Source organism: Luteimonas sp. RC10 (genome assembly GCF_014192745.1).
GTDB lineage: Bacteria > Pseudomonadota > Gammaproteobacteria > Xanthomonadales > Xanthomonadaceae > Luteimonas.
Map to the genome: position 1 here is coordinate 1 of NZ_JACHYJ010000002.1, position 19,596 is coordinate 19,596.

Here is a 19,596-nt window from a genome sequence, read left to right on the forward strand (position 1 = left end):
ACCGAAGCCAAAGCCAACCAACTGGCTGAACTGTATGCGCGTCGCATGCAGATCGAAGGCAGCTTCCGAGATCTCAAGTCACACCGCTACGGTGCGGCCTTCGAGGACAGTCTGACGCGCCAAGGTCCGCGACTGAGCATCCTGCTGATGCTCAACACCTTGGCCTGCTTTGCGTGCTGGCTGGCGGGCCTGGCCGCCGAGCGCGCCAGTCATGCCAACTGGCTGGTACCTCGCAAGAGTAGCCGCAGGCTCTACTCGACCCTACGTCTTGGGCGGGAGGCCTTGCTCAGACGCTGGCCGATGGAACCCATCAGCCAATGGCTGGCCCGCCTACACGTACTGCCTGGGCACGTGCTGCAACAGATGCTGTTGAGCTAGAAACGTGGGGATACCTCAGACTCTGACCCCGGTTTTGGGCGTGGGGAAAAGCGGGCTCCGGTGCCGTGCGGGCCAGCGCGCCGCCCCCTCGCCAACTTGGGCTGGAAGGTGTACAAATGTACACCATGCTCTCCCTTCCTCCCCAGCGTGCCGCCGTGCTGGCCTTCGTCCGTGACCGGATCCGCGCGGGCCGGCCACCCAGCCTGGCCGAGATCGCCACGCACTTCGGCTTCGCTTCGCGCAGCGCCGCGCACAAGCACGTGCAGGCGCTGACCGCGGCCGGCCTGCTGGAGGCGCATCCGCACCACAAGCGCGGTCTGACCCTGCCCGGCGAAGACACGCGCCCGCCACTGCTAGCCTTGCCGGTGCTGGGCCGGGTCGCGGCGGGCGTGCCGATCGGTGCCGACATCGGGCTCGACCGCCAGCTCTGGCTCGACCGCGGGGTGTTCTCGCGGCGGCCCGACTACCTGTTGCAGGTGCAGGGCGACTCGATGATCGACGACGGCATCCTCGACGGCGATCTGGTCGGCGTGCACCGCAGCGCCGATGCCCGCGACGGGCAGACGGTGGTCGCCCGCCTCGACGGCGAACTGACGATCAAGCGGCTGCAGCGGAGCGCCGACGGCATCCGCCTGCTGGCGCGCAACCCGGCCTATGCGCCGATCGTGGTGCCGCCGGGCGCCGACTTCGCGATCGAGGGCCTGTTCTGCGGACTGGTGCGGCAGGGTTGATGGGCCAGGTCCTGCCCCTGGACGCCTTGCTGGCCGCGCGGACGGTCTGGCACGCCGGTCGCGGGACGGCGACGGCCGGCGACGGCGAACCGACCGGCATGGCCGCGCTCGATGCGGTGCTGCCCGACCGCGGCTGGCCGCGCGGTGCACTGACCGAGCTGCTGCTGCCGGCCGATGGCGTGGGCGAGATCGCCTTGCTGCTGCCGGCGCTGGCGCGCATGACCGCCGCCGGCGGCCGGGTGGTACTGGTCGATCCGCCCTACATCGCCTATGCGCCGGCCTGGCAGGCCGGCGGGGTCGACCTGGCCCGGCTGGAGATCGTGGTCGCGCCCCCGCGCGATGCGCTGTGGGCCTTCGAGCAGTGTCTGCGCAGCGGCGCCTGCGCGGCGGTGCTCGGCTGGCCGCGGACGGCCGACGACCGGGCGCTGCGCCGGCTGCAGGTCGCGGCCGACGCCGGCGACTGCTGCGCGTTCGCCGTGCGCGACCGCCGGCATGCGGTCAACGCCTCGCCTGCTGCGCTGCGATTGGAATATCTGCCCGCCGACGATGCCTGGCAGGTGCGCAAGTGCCGCGGCGCGCAGCCGCCGGCGCGCCCGATCCGACTGGCCCACTGATGCCTTCGCACCCGCCCGCACACAGCACAGCCCCGACCGCGTGGCTGCCTGCCCGTCGGCTTTCGGAGTGCCGGCCGCGCACCGTCGCCCGCGCGCAGGCGTGAGCCCGCCATGCTCTGGACCTGCCTGCTGCTGCCGCAACTGGCGCTCGACGCCGTCCTGCGCCGCCTCGACGATCCCGACGCGCCACTGGCGCTGGTCGAAGGCCCGGCGCAGTTACGGCGCCTGCACGCAGTCAACACGGCGGCGGCCAGTGCCGGCCTGAAAGCCGGCATGCGGCTGTCGGCCGCGCATGCGCTGCTGGCCGACGTGCGCACTGTCGATCACGACGTCGGGGCCGAGGCCCGCTGCCAGCGCTTCCTGGCCGCCTGGGCCTATCGCCACAGCTCGCTGGTCAGCGCGCAGTGGCCGCGTGCGATCGTGCTTGAAGCCCAGGCGAGCTTCCGCCTGTTCGGGCCCTGGCCGACGTTCGAGCGCAGGCTGCGCCAAGAGCTCGACACGCTCGGCTTCCGGCACCGCATCGCGCTGGCGCCGACGCCGCGCGCGGCGCGCGTGCTCGCCGGGCTGCGCGACGGCTTGGCAGTGACCGATCGGGCGGCGTTGCGCACGCTGCTCGACCGCGCCCCGATCCGGCGCGCAGCGCTGCCCGACGACGCCGGCGAACGCCTGCACCGCATGGGCCTGCGCCGTCTGGCCGACGTGCGCGGCCTGCCGCGCGATGCGCTGCGGCGGCGCTGCGGGGTCGCGGTGCTCGACCATCTCGACCGGCTCTACGGCGACGTCGACGACCCGCTCGACTGCTACGCCCCGCCCGACCGCTTCGATGCCCGCGTCGAGCTGGGCTACGAGGTCGAGAGTCACACCGCGCTGCTGTTCCCGCTGCGTCGGCTGACCGGCGACCTGGCGACCTATCTGTCGATCCGCGACGGCGGGGTGCAGCGCTTCACGCTGCGGCTCGAGCATGCCAGCGGTCGCACCGATGTCGAGGTCGGACTGCTCGCGCCCGAACGCGACCCGGCGTTGCTGTTCGAACTGGCGCGCAGCCGGCTCGAGCGCACCGGGGTCGACCGCCCGGTCGTCGCGCTGGGCCTGCTCGCCCGCCAGTTGCCGCCGTTCGTGCCGGCCAGCCGCGACCTGTTCGACCCGCGTCCGCAGCAGGCGGTGGACTGGCCGCAACTGCGCGAGCGTCTGCGCGCGCGGCTGGGCGACGACGCCGTGCATCGCGTCGCCCCGGCCGGCGACCCGCGCCCCGAGCGTGCCTGGCGGCGCGTGGCCGGCGACGACGCCGCCATCGAGACCGCCCCGCCCCGGCCGCCACGCCCGGCGTGGCTGTTGCCCGAGCCGGTCCCGCTGCGCGACCCGCGGCTGCGCGTGCTGTCGGGCCCCGAACGGCTGGAAAGCGGCTGGTGGGACGATGGCGACGCACGCCGGGACTACTACTGCGTCGAGACCTCGAACGGGCAGCGCGCCTGGGCTTTCGTGCCGGTCGGCGAGCGCGACGGCTGGATGCTGCACGGATGGTTCGCATGACCGGCGCGCGCGGGCCGGTTGCGGCGCCTGCGGAACGGCGGCGATGAGCTCGATCGACGGCGTCGACCGCGACACGCCCGGTGGCCAACCGCCGCGGGCCTGGACGGTCGCACACCGGCTGCGCGAGGCGGCCAACGACGCGGTCGCCCCCGATGCGCGCGATGCCGGATCGCCGCCGTACGCCGAATTGCACTGTCTGTCGGATTTTTCGTTCCTGCGCGGTGCCTCCGATGCCGAGCAGTTGTTCCATCGTGCGCTGCATTGCGGCTACGAGGCGCTGGCGATCACCGACGAGTGCTCACTGGCCGGAATCGTGCGCGCGCTCGAAGCCTCCGAAGGCACCGGGCTCAAGCTGATCGTCGGCAGCGAGTTCCGACTCGTCGACGGCCTGCGCTGCGTGCTGCTGGTCGAGACGATCGCCGGCTACCGCAGGCTGTGTGCGCTGATCACCCAAGCGCGGCGTGCCGCCACCAAGGGCCACTACCGGCTCACGCGCGAGGACGTGGCCGCCGTGCTGCAGGGCAATCCCGACGGGCTGTTCGCGCTGTGGTTGCCGGGCGAGACGCCCGATCCGGACGAGGGCCGCTGGCTGCACGCCCTGTTCGGCACACGCGTACATCTGGCCGTGGAGCTGCACCGCGAACGCGACGACGCCGCGCGCCTGGACGCGCTGCTGGCATTGGCGCGCACGCTCGGGCTGCCGGCGCTGGCCAGCGGCGATGCGCACATGGCCACCCGGCGCGAGCGCATGCTGCAGGACACCCTCACCGCGATTGCCCACAACACCCCGCTGGCCGACTGCGGCGCCCACCTGTTCCGCAACGGCGAGCGCCACCTGCGCACCCGGCGCGCGCTGGGCAACATCTACGGTGCGACGCTGATGGAGGCGGCCGCGGCGCTGGCGGCGCGCTGCAGCTTCAACCTGCGCAGCATCCGTTACGACTACCCGGTCGAGCTCGTCCCCGACGGCCACACGCCGACCACCTGGCTGCGGGTGCTGACCGAGCGCGGCATCGTCGAGCGTTGGCCCGACGGGCCCACGCCCCAGGTGCGCGATCTGATCGAATTCGAGCTCGCGCTGATCGCCAAGAAGGGCTACGAGGCCTTCTTCCTGACCGTGGCCGACATCGTCGCCTTCGCCCGCAAGCAGAAGATCCTGTGCCAGGGCCGCGGCTCGTCGGCGAACTCGGCGGTCTGTTACGCGCTGGGCATCACCGCGGTGAACCCCGACGAGACCCGCTTGCTGATGGCGCGCTTTCTGTCCGAACAGCGCGACGAGCCGCCCGACATCGACGTCGACTTCGAGCACCAGCGGCGCGAGGAGGTCATCCAGTACGTCTACGCCAAGTACGGCCGCGAGCGGGCCGCCCTCGCCGCGACGGTGATCTGCTACCGCGGCAAGAGCGCGGTGCGCGATGTCGCCAAGGCCTTCGGCCTGCCCGACGACCAGATCGCGCTCCTGGCCACCTGCTATGGCTGGGGCAATGGCGACACCCCGATGGAACAGCGCATCACCGAGGCGGGCTTCGACCTGCACAACCCGCTGATCCGCAAGATCCTGCTGGTGACCGAGGGCTTGCGCGGGCATCCGCGGCACTTGTCGCAACACGTCGGCGGTTTCGTCATTTCCGACGCCCCGCTCTCGCATCTGGTCCCGGTCGAGAACGCGGCGATGGCCGACCGCACGATCATCCAGTGGGAAAAGGACGACCTGGAGACGATGCAGTTGCTCAAGGTCGATTGCCTTGCGCTGGGCATGCTGACCTGCATCCGCAAGACGCTGGACCTGGTGCGCGGTCATCGCGGGCGGGACTTCGCGCTCGCGACCCTGCCCGACAAGGACGCGGACACGTACAAGATGATCCAGATCGCTGACACCGTCGGCGTGTTCCAGATCGAGTCGCGCGCGCAGATGGCGATGCTGCCCCGGCTCAAGCCCGCGTGTTTCTACGACCTGGTGGTGGAAGTGGCGATCGTGCGCCCCGGCCCGATCCAGGGCGACATGGTGCATCCCTATCTGCGCCGGCGGCAGGGCCGCGAAGCGGTCGACTATCCCAACGACGAGATCCGCAGCATCCTCGAACCCACGCTCGGCGTGCCGCTGTTCCAGGAGCAGGTCATGGAACTGCTGATGAAGGCGGCTAACTACACCGACAGCGAGGCCGACCACCTGCGGCGCTCGATGGCGGCCTGGCGGCGCGGCGGCGACATGGAGCAGCACCGGGTGCGGGTGCGCGAGCGCATGCTGGCGAAGGACTATTCGCAGGAATTCATCGACCAGATCTTCGACCAGATCAAGGGCTTCGGCTCCTACGGCTTTCCGCAGAGCCACGCCGCCTCGTTCGCCAAGCTGGTCTACGCCAGTTGCTGGCTCAAGCGCCACGAGCCGGCCGCGTTCGCCTGCGGCCTGCTCAATGCCCAACCGATGGGTTTCTACTCGCCCAGCCAGATCGTGCAGGACGCCCGCCGCGGCAGCGCGCACCGCGCACGCATCGAGGTGCTGCCGGTCGACGTGCTGCACAGCGACTACGACAGCACCCTGGTCGGCGGCCGGCCCTGGCGCAGCGAGACCGATCCGGGCGTCCAGCCGGCGATCCGGCTCGGCCTGCGCCTGGTCGCGGGGCTGCCCGAGGCAGCCGCGCATCGCCTCGTCGCCGAACGCGACCGGCGTCCGTTCACCGACATCGCCGACCTGGTCCTGCGCGCCGGGCTCGAGGCCAAGGCGCGCCAGGCGCTGGCCGAGGCCGATGCGCTGCGCAGCCTGGCCGGCCACCGCAATGCCGCGCGCTGGGCGGTCGCCGGCATCGAACAGCGGCGCCCGCTGCTGCCCGGCAGCCCCGACGAGGCCGCGGTCGCCCTGCCCGCGCCCGCCGCCGGGGAGGAGATCCTGTCCGACTACCGCGCCCTGGGCCTGAGCCTGGGCCCGCATCCGATGGCGCTGCTGCGCCCGCAGATGACCGCACGCCGGATCATCGGCCTGCGCGACCTGCAAGCCCGGCGCCATGGCAGCGGCGTGCACGTCGCCGGCCTGGTGACCCAGCGCCAGCGCCCGGCCACCGCCAAGGGCACCATCTTCGTCACCCTCGAGGATGAGACCGGCATGATCAACGTCATCGTCTGGTCGCACCTGGCGATCCGCCGCCGGCGCGCCCTGCTCGAATCGCGGCTGCTCGCGGTGCGCGGCCGCTGGGAGCGGGTCGACGGGGTCGCCCATCTCATCGCCGGCGACCTGCACGATCTCAGCGACCTGCTCGGCACGATGCCGCTGCCCTCGCGCGATTTCCATTGAGCGGCGGCGCCTGGGCGACGCGCCTCGCCCCCGTGGTGTGATGTCCGACGCCGTGGTGCGAACCATCCTGCATGCCCGACACCTGCGACCCCGCGATGAACCGACCTCCACCCGCGCTGCCGAAAGACGATCGCGACCGATTCGCGCAGTCGTTCGATGCCCATCGCGGCATCGTCGCCACCGTCGCGGCGAGCTACTGCCGCGACCCGGACGACCGCGCCGATCTGATGCAGGAGATCGCGGCCCAGGCATGGCGGGCCTGGCCACGCTACGACCCGACGCGGCCATTCCCGACGTGGCTGTATCGGATTGCGCTCAACGTCGCGATCACGCGTGTCCGGCAGCTTGGGCTGCGCAGCCGCCATGCGGTGCCATTCGACGCCGCCCTGCACGATATCGCCGATCCGAACGCCGCCGATCCACAGGCCGAGCAGCAGGTTCGCGCGCTGTACCGCTTCATCCATGCGCAACGGCCACTCGACCGCGCATTGCTGCTGCTCTACCTCGACGGCCGCAGCCACCGCGAGACCGCCGAGGTGCTCGGCCTGAGCGAAACCAATGTCGCCACCAAGATCGGCCGGCTGCGCCAGCGCATCCGCGACGAGCTCTGACCCCGGAGCCTACGATGGAACACGATGACCTCAAGACCGCCTGGCAGGCGCTCGAACACCGCCTGGCACGGCAGGAACGCCTGCAGATCGACCTGCTGCGCGACGATCGGCTGCGACAGGCGCGTCGCCGGTTGCGGCCCCTGCTCGTCGGCCAGTGGCTGCAAGTGGCGCTCGGTGCCGCGCTGGCCTGGCTCGGCGCCAGCTGCTGGACGCAGCAACTCGGCACCCCGGCCTTCCTGGCCGCCGGCCTGGCCGTCCACGGATTCGGTGTCCTGACCCTGATCGGCGCCGCCATCACGCTATCGCTCGCGGCCGCGGTCGATTACGACGCGCCGGTGGTCCGGATCCAGAAGCGGCTTGCACAGTTGCTGCGCGCGCAGACGCTCAACATGGCGCTGTGCGGCACGCCCTGGTGGATCGCCTGGGTACTGGTGGTGGTCGCGGTCGCAGGGCTGCGCGATCCCGGCGCAGGCGCGCCGGCCGCAGCCTGGGTCTGGGGCAGCCTTGCGATCGGCGCGATCGGGATGCTCGCGACCTGGGGCTGGATCTGGCGCTCGGCCACCCGCCCCCCGGCCCCCGAATCCGATGCGTCTGGCACACGATGCGGCGATGGCACGCATGCGATCCGGCGCAGCCGGCAACTGGTGGCCGAGGTGACGCGATTCGAGCTGGACTGACGATCTGCCGCGCGATCCCAAGGCCGCATGCCGCCCCCGCAACGCAAGCGCGGACGGACTGTCCGGGCGCTCGCAAGGGCCTGCGTCCAGCACACCGCCAGCACAGGTGACCTACAATACCCCGATGGCCCCGTAGCTCAGCTGGATAGAGCATCCCCCTCCTAAGGGGAAGGTCGCACGTTCGAATCGTGCCGGGGTCGCCAGTTCCGCGACCATCCCCCAGCGGCGGTCCCGCCGCGTCGCCCCCCTTCTTCGCCAGCGCCGCCCAGCGGCGCCAGCGCACACCAGGAGTTTTTCGCGATGTCCCATCCCGTCCTCACCGCGCTCGGCCTCGATCCCACCGAATCGGGCACCTATCTCGGCAACAACGAATGGGCCCGCGACACCGGCGCCGGCACGCTGACCCCGGTCAACCCGGCCAGTGGCGAGTCGCTGGCGCAGGTGCTGGCGACCTCGCAGGCCGACTACGAGACCATCGTGACCCGCGCCCAGGCCGCGTTCCGCGAATGGCGCACGACGCCGGCCCCGCGCCGCGGTGAAGCGATCCGGCTGTGCGCCGAGGCGCTGCGCACGCACAAGGACGCGCTCGGCTCGCTGGTCGCGCTGGAGATGGGCAAGTCCAAGCCCGAGGGCGACGGCGAAGTGCAGGAGATGATCGACATCGGCGAGTTCGCTGTCGGTCTGTCGCGTCAGCTCTACGGCCTGACCATGCATTCCGAGCGCCCCGGTCACCGCATGTACGAGCAGTGGCATCCGCTGGGCCTGGTCGGCGTGATCAGTGCGTTCAACTTCCCGGTCGCGGTCTGGGCCTGGAACAGCTTCGTCGCCGCGGTCTGCGGCAATGTCACGATCTGGAAGCCGTCGCCGAAGACGCCGCTGTCGGCGATCGCGTCGATGAAGATCTGCAACGAGGCGCTGCGGGCCGGCGGCTTCCCGGACATCTTCTTCCTGTTCAACGACGCTGGCAGCGACCTGGCCCAGGCGTTCGTCGACGACAAGCGCATCGCACTGGTCAGCTTCACCGGCTCGACCCAGGTCGGCCGCCACGTTGGTGAGCGCGTCGCGCGCCGCATGGGGCGCTCGCTGCTCGAGCTGGGCGGCAACAACGCGATCATCGTCGACCCGACCGCCGACCTGAAACTGGCGATCCCGGCAATCGTGTTCGGGGCGGTCGGCACCGCCGGCCAGCGCTGCACGACCACGCGCCGGCTGTTCGTGCACGCCTCGATCTTCGACGACGTGCTGGCCAAGCTCAAGACCGCCTACGCCCAGGTCGAATCGCGGATCGGCGACCCCACCGACGCGGCCAATCTGATGGGCCCGCTGAACTCGCGCGACGCGGTGGACGCCTATCTGGCGGCGATCGAGAAGGCCAAGGCCGCCGGCGGCACGATCGAGAGCGGCGGCAAGGCGCTCGACGACCGCAAGGGCTTCTTCGTGCTGCCGACGATCGTCACCGGGCTGTCGAACGATGCCGAGGTGGTGCAGGCCGAGACCTTCGCACCGATCCTCTACGTGATGAAGTACGAGCAGCTCGACGAGGCGATCGACATGCAGAACGACGTGCCGCAGGGCCTGTCGTCGGCGATCTTCACCAACGATCTCAAGGCCTCCGAGCGCTTCCTCTCGGCGCGCGGTTCGGACTGCGGTATCGCCAACGTCAACATCGGCACCTCCGGCGCCGAGATCGGCGGCGCGTTCGGCGGCGAGAAGGAAACCGGCGGTGGCCGCGAGTCGGGCTCCGATGCCTGGCGCGCCTACATGCGCCGGCAGACCAACACCATCAACTACTCCGACGCCCTGCCCCTGGCCCAGGGCATCAAATTCGACCTGTGAGACGGACCAGCGCCCTGGCGGTCACCAGCCTGGTCTGCGGCCTGTTGGGCTGGAGCCTGCTGCCTTGGCTGGGCAGCCTGGTGGCGGTGATCACCGGCCATCTGGCACGCGCGGAAATCCGCCGCACGCCCGAGCTCGACGGCGACGGCATGGCCGTGGCCGGGCTGGTGCTCGGCTATGTGCAGTTCGTCGCGACGATCGTCGGCATCGTGGTGCTGATGCTGTTCTTCGGCGGCCTGTTCTGGCTCGGGACGGCGAGCTGAGGTGTACGGACTCGCCCGACCGCTGCTGTTCCGGCTCGATGCCGAGCGCGCCCACCATCTGACGCTGGCCGCGCTCGATGCCGCGCACCGCGCCGGCCTGTCGTCGATGCTCGGCGGCGCGCCGGCGCCACTGCCGACCGAGGCCTTCGGGCTGCGTTTCCCAAACCCGGTTGGCCTGGCCGCCGGGCTGGACAAGAACGGCGCGCACATCGATGCGCTGTTCGCGCTGGGGTTCGGCTTCGTCGAAATCGGCACGGTGACCCCGCGCCCGCAGGCGGGCAATCCGAAGCCGCGGATGTTCCGGCTGCCGCAGCACCGCGCGCTGATCAACCGGCTGGGCTTCAACAATGCAGGGGTCGATGCGCTGGTCGCCAATGTCGAGCGCGCGCGCCGCAACGGCGTGCTCGGCATCAACATCGGCAAGAACAAGGACACCCCCAACGACGCGGCCGCCGACGACTACCTGCATTGTCTGGCGCGGGTCTATCCGCTGGCCGACTACGTCACCGTCAACATCTCCTCGCCCAATACCGCGGGGCTGCGTGACCTGCAGGAAGCGCAGGCCCTGCAGCGCCTGATCGGCACCCTGCGCGAGGCGCAGGAACGGCTGGCCGCCCAGCATCGGCGCCGCGTGCCGGTGCTGGTGAAGATCGCCCCCGATCTCGACGAGGGCGGCATCGAGGCCGCGGCCCGGGTCTTCGGCGACCTGGCGGTGGATGGCGTCATCGCGACCAACACCACCATCGCGCGCACCGGCGTCGAAGCCGATGCAACCGCCGCGCAGGCCGGCGGCCTGTCCGGCGCACCGTTGATGGACCGGGCCACCGCAGTGCTGCGCAAGCTGCGCGCGCAGTTGCCTGCGACCATCCCGCTGATCGGCGTGGGCGGCATCGTCTGCGGCGCCGACGCCGCCACCAAGATCGCGGCCGGCGCGTCGCTGGTCCAGGTCTACTCGGGCCTGGTCTATCGCGGGCCGGCGCTGGTCGGCGACTGCGTGGAGGCGATCCGCAGGCGCCACGATACCGCCGACCACAGCCCCGCCCCGGAGCGCTGAGCCACCGATGCCCGCCCCGTTCGATCTGCGCGAACGCGTCGACCTGCGCACCCGCAACACCTTCGGCGTCCCGGCGCAGGCGCGTCGGCTGCTCGAGGTCTGCGATACCGCGGCATTGCCGCAGGCGCTTGACGCGCTCGGCGAGGCGCCGCCATTGGTGCTCGGCGGCGGTAGCAACCTGCTGTTCGTCGACGATGTCGACGCGGCGCTGGCGATCGTCGACACCCACCGGGCCATCGTCGCCGACGATGGCGTCCAGGCGCAGGTCCGTGCCGCGGCCGGCGCCTCCTGGCACGACGTGGTGATGTGGTCGCTGGCCCAAGGCTTGGGCGGCCTGGAGAACCTGGCGCTGATCCCCGGCACCGTCGGCGCGGCGCCGATCCAGAACATCGGCGCCTACGGGGTTGAGGTCGCCGACCGTATCCATGCGGTCGAGGCCTTCGACCGCACGCTCGGCGAACTGGTCACCCTCGACGCGGCGGCCTGCGGCTTCGGCTACCGCGACAGCGTGTTCAAGCAGACGCCCGAGCGCTGGATCGTCACCGCGGTCACCTTCGCGCTCTCGCGCCGCGCCGCGCCGGTGCTCGACTACGCCGGCATCCGCGACGCGCTCGCCGCGCGCGGCATCGCCGCGCCGACGCCGTCCGATGTCGCCGACGCGGTGATCGCGATCCGGCGCAGCAAGCTGCCCGACCCGGCCGTGATCGGCAACGCCGGCAGCTTCTTCAAGAACCCGATCGTCGACGCCGCGATCGCCGCGGCGCTGCGCGAGACGCATCCCGACCTGCCGGTGTTTCCGGTCGACGGCGACCGCAGCAAGCTCTCGGCTGCCTGGCTGATCGATCGCTGCGGCTGGAAGGGCCACCGCGATGGCGATGCCGGCGTCTCGGCCGGACACGCCCTGGTGCTGGTCAACCACGGCAACGCGCACGGCCGCGACCTGCTGGCGCTGGCGCGGCGCATCGCCGCGTCGGTACGCGCCCGCTTCGGTGTGGACCTCGCACCCGAGCCGCGGATCGTGGAAGCGACGTGGTGAGCGGCCTGCCGCGTCGCTGGCAGCCGACCTCGGCGTCCGGGCAAGCGGCGCTGCTGATGCTCGGCAGTACCTCGGCGTTCGCGCTGATGGCGATCACGATCCGCTTCGCATCGGCGACCATCCCGACGACCGAAGTCGCGTTCTTCCGCAACTTCTTCGGCCTGCTCGCGCTGTTGCCGATCCTGCTGCGCGCTGGCGGCGGGCTGCCGCGCACGCACCATCTCGGCCGCTACCTGGTGCGTACGCTCGTCGGCCTGGGCTCGATGCTGTGCGCGTTCTGGGCGATCGGCCACCTGCCGTTGTCGCAGGCCATCTCGCTGTCGTATGCCGCGCCGTTGTTCGCGACCATCGCGGCGGTGCTGTGGCTGGGCGAGATCGTGCGCGTGCGGCGCTGGATGGCGGTGTCGGCGGGCTTCGTCGGCGTGCTGGTGATCCTGCGCCCGGGCGTGGCGTTCTCGCTGCCGATGCTGATCCCGGTGCTCGGCGCCCTGCTCGCGGCGCTGGTCGCGATCCAGATGAAACAGCTCTCGAAGATCGATCCGCCCGACACGATCGTCTTCTACACCTATCTGTTGTGGGTGCCGCTGTCGCTGGTGCCGGCGCTGTTCCAGTGGGTCTGGCCCGGTCCGGTGACCTGGCTGTGGCTGATCGCCACCGGCGTGCTGGGCACGCTCGGCCAGTGGCTGTGGACGCGGGCCCTGCGCCTGGGCGAGGTCTCGGCGCTGCAGCCGATCAGCTTCGTGCAGTTGCCGATCGTGGTGGTGTTCGGCTGGTGGCTGTTCGGCGAGACGATCGACCTGTGGACGATGATCGGCGCGGCGATCGTGTTCGGCGCCAACGGCTACATCGCCCATCGCGAAGCGGTACTCGCGCGCCGCGCTGCTTCGCAACGTCCGGCCGAGGCAGCGAAGCCCAGCGAGTAGCGCCGACTTCGGACAGCCACGCAGCGCCGCCAAGCATGGCGTGTCGCGGCGCGCCCTCAGACGTCGTCGCGCGCAACCTCGCGCAGCTTGCCCTGGTGCAGCTCCATCACCCGGTCGAGCTTGCGCGCCAGCCGGCGGTCGTGGGTCACCAGCACCAGGCTCGTGCGCTGCGCGCGGTTCATCTCCAGCATCAACTCGAACACGGTCGCGGCGGTGCGCTCGTCGAGATTGCCGGTGGGTTCGTCGCCCAGCACACAGGCCGGCTTGTTGACCAGCGCCCGGGCCACGGCCGCGCGCTGGCGCTCACCCCCCGACAGCTCGCCCGGCTTGTGACCGAGCCGATGGCCCAGCCCGACCGTTTCCAGCAGGCTGCGCGCACGCGTGGTCGCCTCACCGTCGCTGGCACCGTTGAGCAGCGCCGGCAGCATCACATTCTCCAGCGCGGTGAACTCGGGCAGCAGGTGATGGAACTGGTAGACGAAGCCGAGCGCGCGGTTGCGCAAGGTGCCGCGCGCCGCATTCGACAGCGCGCTCATTTGCTGCCCGGTGACGAACACCTCGCCCGCGCTCGGCACATCCAGGCCACCGAGCAGGTGCAGCAGCGTGCTCTTGCCGGCGCCCGAGGCGCCGAGGATGGCGACGGTCTCGCCTGCCTGCACGGCGAAATCGAGCCCGTCGAAGACCGGCGTGTGCAGCTTGCCTTCGGCGTAGGTCTTGCCCAGGCCCTCGGCCGCCAGCACGACGGTATCGGCTGCTTGCGGGTTCTCACTCATAACGCAGCGCCTCCGCCGGTGCGGTGCGCGCCGCGCGCCATGCCGGATACAGGGTGGCCAGGAACGCCATCAGCAACGCGATCACGCCGATCATCGTCACGTCGCTGGCCTGCAGGTCGATCGGCAGGCCGGTGACGTAGTAGACGTCCTCAGGCATCAGCACCACGCCGAACAGGCGCTCGAGGGCGCGCAGGATGTGTTCGAGATTGAAGGTCAGCAGCAAGCCGCCGCAGACCCCGAGCACGGTACCGATGACGCCGATCATCGTGCCCTGCACCATGAACACCTGCATGACGCCGCGCGGAGTCAGGCCCAGCGTGCGCAGGATCGCGATGTCGGCGTGCTTGTCGGTGACCAGCATGACCTGGGAGTTCAACAGCGAGAACGCGCCCATCAGGATGATCAGCGACAGCAGGATGCCGATCATGGTCTTCTCGAGCTTGAGCGCACGGAACATGTTGGCGTTCTCGGTGCTCCAGTCGCTGACCCGGTAGACCCCGCCCAGCCTGTGCACGAGGTCGCGGGTGACCTGTTGGGCGAGATCCATGTCGTGCAGCTTCAGGCGCACGCCGGTGACGCCATCGCCGATGCGCAGCAGCCGCTGCGCGTCCTGCAGGTTGACCACCGCCAGCCGGCGATCGAAATCCTGGTAGCCGGCCTCGAACAGGCCGCTGACGGTGAAGCGCTTGAGCTGCGGCACTGCGCCCATCGGCGTGACCTGGAAATCGGTGGTCACGATGACGCTGTCGCCGACGCCGACGCCGAGCCACAGCGCGAGTTCGCGGCCGAGCACGATGTTGAAGCTGCCCGGCTGCAGGTCCGAGAGCTGGCCGACCACCATCGAGGTCGCCAGGTCGGAGACCTGGCCCTCGTCCTCGGGCGAGATCGCACGCACCGCGGCCGGCTCGTTGCGGCGGCCGCGCAGCAGCGCCTGCGTGTCGATGTACGGGGCCGCGCCGGCCACGCGTGGGTCCTCGCGCGCAACCTCGACCGCACGCCCCCAGTTGTGCAGCGTGTCGCCCTCGGCGCTCACCGTCGCGTGCGCGACCATGCCGAGCATGCGGTCGCGGATTTCCTTCTGGAAGCCGCTCATCACCGCCAAGGTGGTGATCAACACGGTGACACCGATCGCGATCGCGAAGATCGAGGCCAGCGAGATGAAAGAGATGAAGCCGTTGCGCCGTTTCGCCCGGAGATAACGCAGGCCGATGGCGGCGGGAATGGGTCTGAGCATGGACGTCCGTCGATGGATGCGGGTCGTCGGCGATGGCGCGATCGCCGTGCCCGTCCCGCTGGGCAGTGGCTATGGTGCCACCGATTCCGGTGCGCGTGGCAGCGGACGCATCGCTGCGGCCAGACGCAGTTCACGGCGTTGCGGTGCCGGCAAGGTGTCGGGCCACCACAACAGCCTGTGCGTGCGTCGGCCCTCACGCCAGCTCAGGCGCACGATCGGACCACGCCAGTGCAGGCAGGGTGCCTCCAGCAGCCGCCCATCGAGCAGCACCTGCCCCGTCGCCTGCACCACGACGCGATGCGGCGGTTGTCGTGCGGCGCGCAGGATCGTGTGCAGGCCGCTGGCCAGGACGCAGGGGATGCCGAGCCAGGCCAACAGGCCCGGCAGTTCGGAGAGCAGCAAGGCACCGCAGGCGGCGAGCGTGATCAGGCCCAACGCGGCGATCAACAGCCGCGACGGCCGCCAGTGCAGCCGGGCGGGCTCAGAGGTCGGGCGGGAGCGCCCGGATGGATTGGACGAGGGCGTCGAGTTGCGCATCGGGCGAACGCTCATGGCCGAGAAACCACTTCCAGAGCCTATCGTCCTCGCATTCGAGCAGCCGTCGGAAAACATCCCGCTCGCTTTCGGAGGATGTCGCCCAGCACCGGTCGAGCCAGCGCTCGAACAGCCGGTCGAGTTCGCGCATGCCGCGGCGGCTGCGCCAGCGCAGGCGGCGCAGTTCGGTGGTGTCGTCGTGGTCGGTCATGGACGTGCGTCCTGTGTGCGGGCGTTCGCGGCTGCGGCCGATGCGGAGGCATCGGCCAAGCGCTCATGACGCGTCAGGCTTGTTCGGCGCCGTCCATGGCGTGGCAGTGTCGGCTCCGGAAAGACCGGCCCGCACATCCGTGTGCGGGCGTTCGCGAGCGCAGCCGACGCGGATGCGTCGGCTTGGCGCGCTCGCTTCATTAGAGATGTCACATGCCATCCGTGGCGCGGCAGTGTCGGCTCCGGAAAGGCCGGCCCGCACATCCGTGTGCGGGCGTTCGCGGCTGCGGCCGATGCGGATGCATCGGCCAAGCGCTCATGACGCACCAGGCTTGTCCCATGCCATCCATGGCGGCGCATTGCCGACTCCGGAGAGACCGGCCCGCACATCCGTGTGCGGGCGTTCGCGGCTGCGGCCGATGCGGATGCATCGGCCAAGCGCAGCCGCTCACCCACGTCGTGCGAGCATCAGTTGCTTGATCTGGCCGATCGCCTTGGCCGGGTTCAGCCCCTTGGGGCAGGTCCGCGCGCAGTTCATGATCGTGTGGCAGCGGTAAAGCTTGAACGGGTCTTCCAGATCGTCCAGGCGCGCACCGGTGTCCTCGTCGCGGCTGTCGATGATCCAGCGGTAGGCCTGCAGCAGGATCGCAGGACCCAGGTAGCGTTCGCCGTTCCACCAGTAGCTCGGGCAACTGGTCGAGCAGCACGCGCACAGGATGCACTCGTAGAGGCCGTCGAGCTTGTCGCGATCCTCAGGCGACTGCAGCCGCTCGCGATCCGGCGGCGCTGCGGTCTGGGTGCGGATCCACGGCTGGATCGACGCGTACTGTGCATAGAAGTGCGTCAGGTCGGGCACCAGATCCTTGACCACGCTCATATGCGGCAGCGGGTAGATCGGCACCTCGTTCTTCTTGCAGTCGTCGATCGCGCGCGTGCACGCCAGCGTGTTGGTGCCGTCGATGTTCATCGCGCACGAGCCGCAGATGCCCTCGCGGCACGAGCGACGGAACGTCAGCGTCGGGTCGATCTCGTTCTTGATCTTGATCAGCGCGTCCAGGACCATCGGCCCGCACTTGTCGAGGTCGAGCTCGTAGGTGTCGGTGCTGGGGGTCTCGCCGGAATCGGGATTCCAGCGATAGATCTTGAACGTGCGCGTGCGCTTGGCGCCCGGCGCGGCCGGGAAGTGCCGGCCCTTCTTGATCTTGGAGTTCTTCGGGAGCGTGAATTCGGCCATGTGGGGTCTCCCGGCTCAGTAGACGCGTGCTTTGGGGGGCACGACCTCGACTTCGTCGTCGAGTGTGTACATGTGCACCGGACGGTAGTCGATCTTCGTGTTGCCGGCCTCGTCCGCCCAGCACAGCGTGTGCTTGTGCCAGTTCTCGTCGTCGCGGTCCGGGTAGTCCTCGTGGGCGTGCGCGCCGCGCGATTCCTTGCGGTTCTCGGCCGAGACGATCGTCACCAGCGCCTGGCCCAGCAGGTTCTCCAGCTCCAGCGTCTCGATCAGGTCCGAGTTCCAGACCAGCGAGCGATCGCTGACCTTGACGTCGGCGAACGAGGCGTGGATCTCGCGGATCTTGTCCACGCCCTGCTTGAGCGTCTCGCTGGTGCGGAACACCGCCGCGTCGTTCTGCATCGTGCGCTGCATGCGGTCGCGGATCACCGCGGTCGCGGTGTCGCCCTTGGCATTGCGCAGCTTGTCCAGGCGCGCCAGCGACTTGTCGCAGGCATCGGCCGGCAGCGGCTTGTGACGCGCGTCGGGCTTGATGGTCTCCGCGCAGCGATTGGCCACGGCGCGGCCGAACACCACCAGGTCGAGCAGCGAGTTGGAGCCCAAGCGGTTGGCGCCATGCACCGAGACGCAGGCCGCTTCGCCGATCGCGTACAGGCCGGGCACCACTGCATCCGGGTTGCCGTCCTTCAACTGCACGACTTCGCCGTGGTAGTTGGTCGGGATGCCACCCATGTTGTAGTGCACGGTCGGGATCACCGGGATCGGCTGCTTCTCCACGTCGACGCCGGCAAAGATCCGCGCGCTCTCGGCAATGCCGGGCAGCTTCTTGTGGATGTCGGCCGGGTCCAGATGGGTCAGATCGAGGTGGATGTGGTCCTTGTGCTCGCCGACGCCGCGACCCTCGCGGATCTCCATCGTCATCGAACGGCTGACCACGTCGCGCGAGGCCAGGTCCTTGGCGTTGGGCGCGTAGCGCTCCATGAAGCGCTCGCCGCTGGCGTTGCGCAGGATGCCGCCTTCGCCGCGGACGCCCTCGGTGATCAGACAGCCTGCGCCGTAGATGCCGGTCGGGTGGAACTGCACGAACTCCATGTCCTGCAGGCCGAGACCTGCGCGCAGCGCCATGCCGCCGCCGTCGCCGGTGCAGGTGTGCGCCGAGGTCGCCGAGAAGTAGGCGCGGCCATAGCCGCCGGTCGCCAGCACCACGCCCTGGGCGCGGAACAGGTGCAGCGTGCCCTCGGCCATGTCGAGTGCGAGCACGCCGCGGCAGGCGCCCTCCTCGTCCATGATCAGGTCGAGTGCGAAGTACTCCACGAAGAAGCGTGCATCGTGCTTGAGCGACTGCTGGTAGAGCGTGTGCAGGATCGCGTGGCCGGTGCGGTCGGCGGCCGCGCACGTGCGCTGGGCGATGCCCTGGCCGTAGTGCGTGGTCATGCCGCCGAAGGGGCGCTGGTAGATCTTGCCTTCCTGGGTCCGCGAGAACGGCACACCCTGGTGCTCGAGCTCGATGATCGCCGGGATCGCCTCACGGCACATGTACTGGATGGCGTCCTGGTCGCCCAGCCAGTCCGAGCCCTTGATCGTGTCGTAGAAATGGAAGCGCCAGTCGTCCTCGCCCATGTTGCCGAGCGCGGCCGAGATGCCGCCCTGGGCGGCGACGGTATGCGAGCGGGTCGGGAAGACCTTGGTCAGGCATGCGGTCTGCAGGCCCTTGTGGGCCAGGCCGAAGGTCGCGCGCAGGCCGGCGCCACCGGCGCCGACGACGATCATGTCGTACTTGTGTTCGGTAATCGGGTAAGCGGTCATCACGGACTCAGGCAGTGAAGGCGATGCGGGCGATCGCGTACAGCGAGGCGATGGCGCCGAGCCCGCAGAGGAAGGTCACGAGCAGCTGGAGCGCCAGCTCGAAGGACCGCTTGTGCACGTAGTCCTCGATCACGACCTGCAGGCCGAGCTTGGCGTGCCAGAACAGCGTGACCAGGAAGATCGAGAACAGGATCGCGTTCCACGGCCGGGCGATGATCGCGCGGGCGGTGTCCAGCTCCGCGCCGACCAGCGACAGCAGCGTCAGCACGAACCAGACGACCAGCGGCACCAGGATGATCGCGGTGACCCGCTGCTTCCAGAAGTGCGTCGTGCCCGACTTGCCCGAGCCCAGGCCCTGGGCACGCTTGACCGGCGTGCGCAGCGGCACTGCGCGCGAGGTCTCTCCACCGCCACCGCTCATGCCGCACCCCGCAGGCCGAAGAACCAGATGATGCCGGTGATCAGAAAGCCGACCACGAACACCGCGTAGCCCGAGGCATAGGCCTTGGGAATCTCGAAGCCCCAGCCCGCATCCCACAGCAGGTGGCGGATGCCGTTGAGCAGGTGGTAGATCAACGCCAGCGTGAAGCCGAACAGGAAGATCAGCCCCATCGGCGAGGCCCACTGCCGGGAGGCGAACTCGTAGGCTTCGCCGCCTGCGGCGATGGACATCAGCCACCACACCAGGGAAATGCCACCCACCGCCAAGGACACGCCGGTGATGCGGTGGAGGATGGACATGGTCGAGGTCATCTGTGGTCGATAGACCTGCAGATGCGGCGACAGAGGACGGTTGGGATGTGCCATCGCTGGCTGGTCTCCTCGCTGGCGGCGTCGCGCCGCGTGGCTGGTGGTACACAGGGCCG

At 70.1% G+C, this 19,596-nt stretch carries 20 protein-coding genes and 1 tRNA gene; 13 read left to right on the plus strand and 8 right to left on the minus strand.

The window, feature by feature from the left end:
• From FHW73_RS03720 to FHW73_RS03780, 13 genes are all read left to right on the plus strand, one after another.
• On the plus strand, positions 1-378 hold a 378-nt coding region (locus FHW73_RS03720), incomplete at its 5' end, for a transposase (RefSeq protein WP_183425383.1).
• A gap of 125 nt (positions 379-503) precedes the next feature.
• Entirely contained in the window at positions 504-1,109 is a 606-nt protein-coding gene (gene lexA / locus FHW73_RS03725) for a transcriptional repressor LexA (RefSeq protein WP_183425384.1), read from the plus strand.
• Positions 1,109-1,723: a translesion DNA synthesis-associated protein ImuA gene (gene imuA, locus FHW73_RS03730; protein WP_183425385.1), complete on the plus strand. Its 615-nt coding sequence runs from the start codon at positions 1,109-1,111 to the stop codon at positions 1,721-1,723. Before lexA ends, imuA begins: the two co-directional genes overlap by 1 nt.
• Before the next feature lie 111 nt (positions 1,724-1,834).
• Positions 1,835-3,253 (plus strand): DNA polymerase Y family protein, encoded by a 1,419-nt coding sequence (locus tag FHW73_RS03735; RefSeq protein WP_183425386.1) that lies wholly within the window; start codon positions 1,835-1,837, stop codon positions 3,251-3,253.
• A gap of 43 nt (positions 3,254-3,296) precedes the next feature.
• Complete coding sequence (locus FHW73_RS03740; RefSeq protein ID WP_183425387.1) at positions 3,297-6,542, plus strand: error-prone DNA polymerase; 3,246 nt, start codon at positions 3,297-3,299, stop codon at positions 6,540-6,542.
• A gap of 95 nt (positions 6,543-6,637) precedes the next feature.
• Positions 6,638-7,153, plus strand: coding sequence for a sigma-70 family RNA polymerase sigma factor (locus FHW73_RS03745; RefSeq protein WP_183425388.1), 516 nt, complete (start codon positions 6,638-6,640; stop codon positions 7,151-7,153).
• Positions 7,154-7,167: 14 nt separating this feature from the next.
• Positions 7,168-7,830 (plus strand): hypothetical protein, encoded by a 663-nt coding sequence (locus tag FHW73_RS03750; RefSeq protein WP_183425389.1) that lies wholly within the window; start codon positions 7,168-7,170, stop codon positions 7,828-7,830.
• A 126-nt stretch (positions 7,831-7,956) separates the two neighbouring features.
• Positions 7,957-8,033: transfer RNA gene (locus tag FHW73_RS03755), tRNA-Arg, on the plus strand.
• Positions 8,034-8,130: 97 nt separating this feature from the next.
• Positions 8,131-9,666 (plus strand): aldehyde dehydrogenase family protein, encoded by a 1,536-nt coding sequence (locus FHW73_RS03760; RefSeq protein WP_183425390.1) that lies wholly within the window; start codon positions 8,131-8,133, stop codon positions 9,664-9,666.
• Positions 9,654-9,929, plus strand: a complete 276-nt coding sequence (locus tag FHW73_RS03765) for a DUF4190 domain-containing protein (RefSeq protein WP_183425960.1) — start codon at positions 9,654-9,656, stop codon at positions 9,927-9,929. The genes FHW73_RS03760 and FHW73_RS03765 overlap by 13 nt, the downstream gene beginning before the upstream one ends.
• 1 nt (position 9,930) lies before the next feature.
• Positions 9,931-10,983 (plus strand): quinone-dependent dihydroorotate dehydrogenase, encoded by a 1,053-nt coding sequence (locus FHW73_RS03770; protein WP_183425391.1) that lies wholly within the window; start codon positions 9,931-9,933, stop codon positions 10,981-10,983.
• A gap of 7 nt (positions 10,984-10,990) precedes the next feature.
• Positions 10,991-12,019, plus strand: a complete 1,029-nt coding sequence (murB, locus tag FHW73_RS03775) for a UDP-N-acetylmuramate dehydrogenase (RefSeq protein WP_183425392.1) — start codon at positions 10,991-10,993, stop codon at positions 12,017-12,019.
• 56 nt (positions 12,020-12,075) lie between these two features.
• Positions 12,076-12,942, plus strand: a complete 867-nt coding sequence (locus FHW73_RS03780) for a DMT family transporter (protein WP_183425961.1) — start codon at positions 12,076-12,078, stop codon at positions 12,940-12,942.
• A 56-nt stretch (positions 12,943-12,998) separates the two neighbouring features.
• Here the strand turns inward: FHW73_RS03780 and lolD are convergent, their stop codons facing one another.
• From lolD to sdhC, 8 genes are all read right to left on the minus strand, one after another.
• Positions 12,999-13,715, minus strand: a complete 717-nt coding sequence (gene lolD / locus FHW73_RS03785; protein WP_183425393.1) for a lipoprotein-releasing ABC transporter ATP-binding protein LolD — start codon at positions 13,713-13,715, stop codon at positions 12,999-13,001.
• Positions 13,708-14,949 carry a lipoprotein-releasing ABC transporter permease subunit gene (locus FHW73_RS03790; RefSeq protein ID WP_183425394.1) on the minus strand — a complete coding sequence of 414 codons (1,242 nt, stop codon included), beginning with the start codon at positions 14,947-14,949 and terminating at the stop codon, positions 13,708-13,710. Before FHW73_RS03790 ends, lolD begins: the two co-directional genes overlap by 8 nt.
• A 69-nt stretch (positions 14,950-15,018) precedes the next feature.
• Positions 15,019-15,486, minus strand: coding sequence for a hypothetical protein (locus FHW73_RS03795; RefSeq protein ID WP_183425395.1), 468 nt, complete (start codon positions 15,484-15,486; stop codon positions 15,019-15,021).
• Positions 15,431-15,694: a succinate dehydrogenase assembly factor 2 gene (locus FHW73_RS03800; protein WP_183425396.1), complete on the minus strand. Its 264-nt coding sequence runs from the start codon at positions 15,692-15,694 to the stop codon at positions 15,431-15,433. Before FHW73_RS03800 ends, FHW73_RS03795 begins: the two co-directional genes overlap by 56 nt.
• 447 nt (positions 15,695-16,141) lie before the next feature.
• Positions 16,142-16,927 carry a succinate dehydrogenase iron-sulfur subunit gene (locus FHW73_RS03805; protein ID WP_183425397.1) on the minus strand — a complete coding sequence of 262 codons (786 nt, stop codon included), beginning with the start codon at positions 16,925-16,927 and terminating at the stop codon, positions 16,142-16,144.
• 15 nt (positions 16,928-16,942) lie between these two features.
• Complete coding sequence (sdhA, locus tag FHW73_RS03810) at positions 16,943-18,730, minus strand: succinate dehydrogenase flavoprotein subunit (protein ID WP_183425398.1); 1,788 nt, start codon at positions 18,728-18,730, stop codon at positions 16,943-16,945.
• A 7-nt stretch (positions 18,731-18,737) separates the two neighbouring features.
• On the minus strand, positions 18,738-19,151 hold the full coding sequence (sdhD, locus tag FHW73_RS03815; RefSeq protein ID WP_183425399.1) for a succinate dehydrogenase, hydrophobic membrane anchor protein: 414 nt from the start codon (positions 19,149-19,151) through the stop codon (positions 18,738-18,740).
• Entirely contained in the window at positions 19,148-19,537 is a 390-nt protein-coding gene (sdhC, locus tag FHW73_RS03820; protein WP_183425400.1) for a succinate dehydrogenase, cytochrome b556 subunit, read from the minus strand. Before sdhC ends, sdhD begins: the two co-directional genes overlap by 4 nt.
• Between the last annotated feature and the right edge of the window lie 59 nt (positions 19,538-19,596).